Annotated in this window: 4 protein-coding genes; 2 read left to right on the forward strand and 2 right to left on the reverse strand. The window is 53.1% G+C overall.

The window, feature by feature from the left end:
* Positions 1-39: 39 nt before the first annotated feature.
* Both B9A24_RS00035 and B9A24_RS00040 read right to left on the reverse strand, forming a co-directional pair.
* Entirely contained in the window at positions 40-2,091 is a 2,052-nt protein-coding gene (locus B9A24_RS00035; protein ID WP_084442956.1) for an OmpA family protein, read from the reverse strand.
* Positions 2,092-2,368: 277 nt separating this feature from the next.
* Complete coding sequence (locus B9A24_RS00040; RefSeq protein WP_084442957.1) at positions 2,369-3,196, reverse strand: hypothetical protein; 828 nt, start codon at positions 3,194-3,196, stop codon at positions 2,369-2,371.
* Between the two features lie 127 nt (positions 3,197-3,323).
* On the opposite strand from B9A24_RS00040, the gene B9A24_RS00045 reads away from it, so the two are divergent.
* Both B9A24_RS00045 and chrA read left to right on the forward strand, forming a co-directional pair.
* Complete coding sequence (locus B9A24_RS00045) at positions 3,324-4,301, forward strand: isopenicillin N synthase family dioxygenase (protein ID WP_084442958.1); 978 nt, start codon at positions 3,324-3,326, stop codon at positions 4,299-4,301.
* A 149-nt stretch (positions 4,302-4,450) separates the two neighbouring features.
* Positions 4,451-5,683, forward strand: coding sequence for a chromate efflux transporter (gene chrA, locus B9A24_RS00050; protein WP_234996876.1), 1,233 nt, complete (start codon positions 4,451-4,453; stop codon positions 5,681-5,683).
* Positions 5,684-5,743: the final 60 nt, after the last annotated feature.

Genomic DNA, 5,743 nt, shown 5'->3' on the forward strand with positions numbered 1-5,743 from the left:
GGCTTTTTTATGAATCATATTTCTGAATAAGCGAAACTATTACTTCTTCGTGATTCGGAATTCCACCCGTCGGTTGAGGCGACGCGTCTCCTCCTGATCGTTGCTGCCCACGGGCTTGCTGCCCCCAAAGCCCTCAGTGGTAATACGGGCGGCAGAAATGCCTCGCGCCACCAGGTACTTCTTCACCTCATTCACCCGGTCAAGGCTCAGCTTCACGTTCAAGGCCGGGTCACCCTGATTATCGGTATGGCCTTCCAGCTTGATCTCCATATTTGGATACTCTTTCAGAATCCCGATCAGGCGTTGTAGCTCAGGATAAGAGTTCTCCCGCAGAAAGAATTTGCTCTGGGCAAAGAAAATATTAGTCAGCTTGATGGTTTGCCCCACCGTGAACGGAATCAGATATAAGTCCTGCGTGAGCTCAGTGTACTTCTGCCGATCGGTTACATCGATGTTGTCACTTTCCGAGATATAGTTGGCCGCCTCGGCGCGGTAGCCATAGTGTGCTCCTGAAGGCAACACAATTGTATAGGAGCCATCAACCGGACTAGTTTCCGCTACTCCCAGTTCCTCGCCGGTCAGCAGATTTTCGTAGCGAATTTTGGCCGCTACCGGTTTTTTGGTGCTGGCATCGAGCACACGCCCCCGAATCAGGGTTACTACCTCTGGCCGAAACTGGGGCGTGAGGCCAATGCGGAAGATATCGCGCGAGCCGTCGGTTCCGTTGCGCGACGATACTAGGTAAGCATCGTCCCCCGCCGCCGATACAGTATAATAAGCATCGAAGTCGGAGGAGTTGATATTTGCGCCCAGATTGCGCGGCTTGGTCCAGCTGGTCCAGGTATCGTCGAGGCGCTTGCTATAAAAAATGTCGCTTTGTCCGTACCCGCCGTGGCCCTCGGAGGCAAAGTACAGAGTCTTGCCATCGGCGGCCAGGAAAGGCGCAAACTCGGCTTTTTTGGTATTAACAGAGGGGCCCAAGTTGCGAGGCTTCCCCCAGGTTTTGCCATCGCTCTTGAGCAGGCTTACATACAGGTCCTGCTGGCCCTGCCCATCTTTGCGCTCTACCGCCATCAGCAGCTCCTTGCCCGATGTAGCCAGGTAGAAGTCAACGTTTTCAGGATCATTATTATAGAAATCCTCTACCTCCATTTTCGTTGGCTTAGTCCAGCCGGTGGGCGTACGCCGGGCCATACTCAAGCCTTTCGGGTCCAGGGAGCCATCGGGGTTGTACACGTTAATCAGCACTACGGCATTCCCATCCGACGAAACCGAGGCTAGACCATTCGGACCCGGCGTATTAATCGGCCCCCCGATGTTCTTGGCGGGATTCCACGATTTGGTTTTAGCATCGCGCAAAGTGCTATACCATACGTCCTGTACATCCTCTTTGCCCCCCACGTTCTGCGGGCTCTCCTGACGGGCGAAGAAGAGCGTCTTGCCATCGGGTGAGATAACCGGGTGGGTATCCACATACTTGGAGTTGACCGTAGGTCCCAGGTTCACCATCAACGAATCGGCTGATACGCCGTTATCGTCCGCGGGGGCCGTTTTGAATTCCTCTTTCACCATAGTGGCTGCCACGTCGGCAATACCAATGGCATCAATCTGATTCACGCCATTTACTTTGAGCGTGTTCATGGTCACAATCACGCCAATAGTCCGGTAAGTACCCGGCTCAAAGGTCGTCTGCAGGGAACGAAACAACTCTGGAATGGGGCCCGGATTTTTGTTTTCGTATACCTGATGCTTACCGCCCCGCGTATCAACCAATTCAATCTTCGTGACTGAACCGGGATTAAAATTTTCCACGACTGTCACCTGGCGGGCAATAAGCGACTTGCTGAAGCGAACTTCCACAAACTCGTCTTTGCCTTCTTTTTTCGGAATCCAGGCATCGTTGCTTATCTGGCCGAGCGGCTTGGCGTTAGGTTCACCGAGCACCTTGTCGGACGAAAATGCCTCTTTTCCTTCAGCCTTCTGCGACGATACCTCTACTATTTTGCTGGCCCACACAGCATGCTGAGCCTGAGCCTTTAAGCTCGTACTTAGCACGACCGCCAACGTAAAAAACGACTTGTAAAAACGCATAATTAACACCAAAAAGATATTGGGAGAGAGCTTAATAAGCTCATCTTTGACTTCATTTCCTGCCCGATCACATTCCAGGTAATTTGGGAAGCGGCTCCGATCTGCGAAAGCCAAGCCAAAACTACTCACTATAATTATATGGACAGGTTTTTTCTAAAAATATAATTTTTCCCTTATTAAAAAGAAGCTATATAAGGTAAAACATTAAAAAAAGCCTGTTCACGCTGAGCGTGAACAGGCTTTTTTTAATGAAAATCGAGTAATCAGCAACAGCCACCTAGGGCTGAAGGGTGAACGTGCGGGTAACAGAGTTGAAGGGGCCGGGAATAACCGTACCATTGGTGTCGACGAGTTCCAGCTTTACGGTGTTCTGGCCGGCGGGCAGGCCTTCCATCATATAGGGCAGCCACTGGTCCAGCATAAACTCAGTTCCGTTGATGGTGGCGCGCACTTTGTTGCCTTCAGGGCTCAACGTGGTATTAACCAGATAAAAATCCAGCATTACCTTCTTGGCATCGTTGCCCGAATACGTGTCCTTGGGCCGGCTGTAAAACATATGCGGAGCCGACAAATCGGCCTTCAGCGGGGTAGCCCGCTCAGACCCTACATTGACAAGGCGCAAGTCATAGGCCCCACGGTGCTTAAGGCTTTCGTGGTAAGAGCGCGACAGGAATGACAGTACGATGTGCTGACCATCAGGGATGTTCTTAGTGAACTCGGTCGTGTAGTGCGCGGTGTAGGGCTCATTGTCCACAATATTATGGATATGCTGTCCTTGCTGAGAGTTCGCCATCTGCTCGGCATGTACCCCACCGGTCATTTTGGTCAATTGGAAGTTGCTCAGGTCGTAATCGAAGGGCACAGCGCCGGATACTACTGTATTGCCAGGAATCGGCGACTTAAGCCGCAGTTGGGACTCCGGGTATTTAGGTGAGTCGTTGAAAGGAGTCAGACGAATGCCATTCTTTTCCATGCTCGACAAACCACCCGGAGACGTATTCTCCGCTATTGTTTGGGCAGAGGTTTCGGTTTGCTGACGGGTTGTGTCGCAGGCTACGATGCTCACTAACAGGGCGCCACTAAGGAGTAAAATTGATGCTTTCATAATGAAAAATGGAATAGTACCGAAAAGGCCGATTATCCGGTATCGTTGAGCTACAAAGATGACATTTGATTTTTGAGTACCTTGCAGGATAAGAAATGATTGCTCAAAAGTATCTTCATTTTCCGCTATGGACTCAACATTGCTGGAAGAAATTCCATCCCTCGACCTAGCCGACTTCCGGTCGGGCGACCCGGAGCGCAAGCAGCGCTTCGTTCAACAACTCGGTGATGCTTACCAAAGCATCGGCTTCGTGGCGCTGCGTAACCACGGCTTAACCGAAGAGCAAACCACCCAGCTCTACGCCGACGTCAAATCCTTTTTCTCGCTGCCCGATGAGGTGAAGCAAAGCTACGAGAACCCCGCTTTGGCCGGGCAGCGCGGCTATATTGGCAAAGGGAAAGAGCACGCCAAAGGCCGCAACACCGGCGACCTGAAGGAGTTCTACCACGTAGGCCAGGAGGTAGATGATGCCAACGACCCTATCAAAAACGAGTATCCCGACAACATCTGGCCGAAGGAAGTGCCCAGCTTCCACCAGACTACGCTCACCACGTACAAAACGCTGGAAGCCGCGGGTAAGGACGTGCTGCGTGCCATTGCTTTGTACCTGAACCTGCCCGAGAGCTATTTCGATGATAAGGTGCGAAACGGCAACAGCATTCTGCGCCCTATTCATTATTTCCCCATCGAGAAGCCCGACGCGGTACCGGCCGATGCGGTGCGGGCCGCCGAGCACGGCGACATCAACCTGATTACGCTGCTCATGGGCGCGTCGGCCGATGGCTTGCAAGTGTTGCGTCGTGATGGCAAGTGGATTGCCATCACGGCCCTGCCCGACCAGATTGTGGTGAATGTGGGCGACATGCTCCAGCGCCTGACCAATGGCGTGCTCCGGAGCACTATTCACCGCGTGGTAAACCCACCCCGCGAGAAAATGAATTCGTCGCGCTTTTCCGTACCCTTCTTCATGCACCCCCGCTCCGAAATGAGCTTGGCGGCGTTGGAAAGCTGCGTTACGCCCGAAAATCCTAAGCAAGAAGCAGATATCACCGCCGGCGAATTCCTGAATGAGCGCCTGATTGAGCTGGGCTTGAAGAAAAAGTAGTTGGTGTCAGCTAATGTTTAACTAGAAGCATTTGAGGTAAAAAAAGCCCCCCGGTATTTTTCCGGGGGGCTTTTTTCTGGTAATACCGTATCTTTTCTCCGAAGTATGAAGGTCTCAGCATCAGGCCATAAGCACCAAGCCCTAAAAAAGTGGAAACGGAAGAGGTTCGCTTGGTTCCCCCACCCCGCCTAAGCGGTAGCCGCACCAAGCGCGTACGCAGTATCCTATTTCTGAAGGATGTGGCTGTGCTGGCGCTCACCACTTTTGGTGGACCGCAGGCGCACCTAGCCATGATGTTCCGGCTATTGGTGGACAAGCGCCGCTACCTTACGTCGGCAGAGTTGGTGGAGATAACAGCATTGTGCCAGATCGTGCCGGGCCCCTCCTCCACCCAAACTATTACGGCCATTGGCTTCCGCCTCGGCGGCCCTAACCTGGCGTACCTCACGCTGCTGGTCTGGATGCTGCCGGCCGTGACATTCATGACGATTTTTGCGCTTAGCATCAGTTATTTAGATGCTGGCCTGGTAGCCCGACTGGTGCAATTCGTGCAGCCTATCGCCATTGGTTTCGTGGCGTATTCGGCTTACAAAATCGCCGAAAAAGTGATTCATACCAAGACCTCCGTGGCCCTGATGGTGTCCGGGGCGATGCTGGCGTATTCCTTCCAGCTGCCGGCCGTGCTGCCCTTACTATTGCTGGCTGGGGGGCTTATTACGGCCCTCCGGTACAGCAAGCTGCCGGAGGTGCAGGAAAAGCAACCCCTGCGCGTTGAGTGGGCCAATTTTATTCTTTGGATCGGTGTACTTATCGCGGCGGCGGTGCTGGGACATTATACGCGCTGGCTACCCGTGCGCCTGTTCGAGAACTTTTACCGCAACGGCAGCCTCGTATTTGGCGGTGGTCAAGTGCTGGCCCCACTCTTGTTTGCCGAGTTCGTCGAATTCAAGCGCTACCTCACCGCCCCTGAATTTTTATCGGGCCTGGGGTTGGTGCAGGCTATGCCGGGACCTAATTTTTCCTTCGCCTCCTATATCGGTACGCTTGCTATGCGCCGGGAAGACGCGGGCGTGAGTGGGCAGCTGCTGGGCGCTTTGGTAGCCTCGGCAGGCATTTTTCTCCCCGGCACCTTTCTTATCTTCTTTCTGATCCGCTTCTGGGACCAGCTGAAGCAGTATCGGGTGGTGAAGGCATCGTTAGAAGGCATCAATGCCGTAAGCGCGGGCCTGGTATGGGCCGCCACGTTTCTGCTGTATCATCCTTTGCCTGATACGCCGATTAACCTAATCCTGGTAGCGGCTACGTTCCTGCTGCTGCTGTGGAATAAGATTCCATCTTACGTTATCATCGGTGCCGGCTTAGTGGCTGGGGCCCTTTTTTAGCACTAAGCTGGAAGATCAAACAACAAAAAAGCCCCCCAGACTGGTCTGGGGGGCTTTTTT

It is taken from the genome of Hymenobacter roseosalivarius DSM 11622 (assembly GCF_900176135.1).
GTDB lineage: Bacteria > Bacteroidota > Bacteroidia > Cytophagales > Hymenobacteraceae > Hymenobacter > Hymenobacter roseosalivarius.

Bases quoted from the DNA above. Each gene is read 5' to 3' on its own strand.
- B9A24_RS00035 (WP_084442956.1), bottom strand. From the start codon at position 2,091: ATGCGTTTTTACAAGTCGTTTTTTACGTTGGCGGTCGTGCTAAGTACG.
- B9A24_RS00040 (WP_084442957.1), bottom strand. From the start codon at position 3,196: ATGAAAGCATCAATTTTACTCCTTAGTGGCGCCCTGTTAGTGAGCATC.
- B9A24_RS00045 (WP_084442958.1), top strand. From the start codon at position 3,324: ATGGACTCAACATTGCTGGAAGAAATTCCATCCCTCGACCTAGCCGAC.